The sequence below is a fragment of the Xanthomarina maritima genome, assembly GCF_008084905.1.
GTDB classification, from domain to species: Bacteria; Bacteroidota; Bacteroidia; order Flavobacteriales; family Flavobacteriaceae; genus Xanthomarina; species Xanthomarina maritima.
Genome location: NZ_VSFC01000059.1, coordinates 1 through 400, shown reverse-complemented (window position 1 = coordinate 400; position 400 = coordinate 1). Strand labels below are relative to the sequence as shown.

The window sequence follows — 400 nt, the reverse complement described above, 5'->3', positions numbered from 1 at the left end:
CCACCACAAGATGAGATTTCTTTAAAGGGTCGTGGAAGATGACCACGTTGATAGGCTATAGGTGTAAAGGCAGTAATGTCATAGCCGAGTAGTACTAATAACCCATAGGCTTATTGTACAGCCGTTCTTTTTAAAAAAGTATAATTATAAAATTCATGTCATTTTTTTCAATATGTTAAGATATTTGTTCCAATATTATTGGAACGCTGGAAGTAATAAATAATAAAATTAAATTTATTACTACAGCAATAACTTAAGGTGGTTATTGCAATGGGGCTCACCTCTTACCATTCCGAACAGAGAAGTTAAGCCCATTAGCGCCGATGGTACTGCATTAGTGGAAGAGTAGGTCATCGCCTTTTTTAGAATCCCGATTCATTTTTTGAGTCGGGATTTTTTT

General features: G+C 35.2%; 2 rRNA genes. Both read left to right on the top strand.

The annotated features are described in order from the left end of the window. Window positions 1–118 (top strand): 23S ribosomal RNA (locus FVF61_RS12155); the annotation flags it as partial. A gap of 136 nt (window positions 119–254) precedes the next feature. Then, a 5S ribosomal RNA gene (gene rrf / locus FVF61_RS12150) occupies window positions 255–362 on the top strand. Window positions 363–400 lie beyond the last annotated feature (38 nt).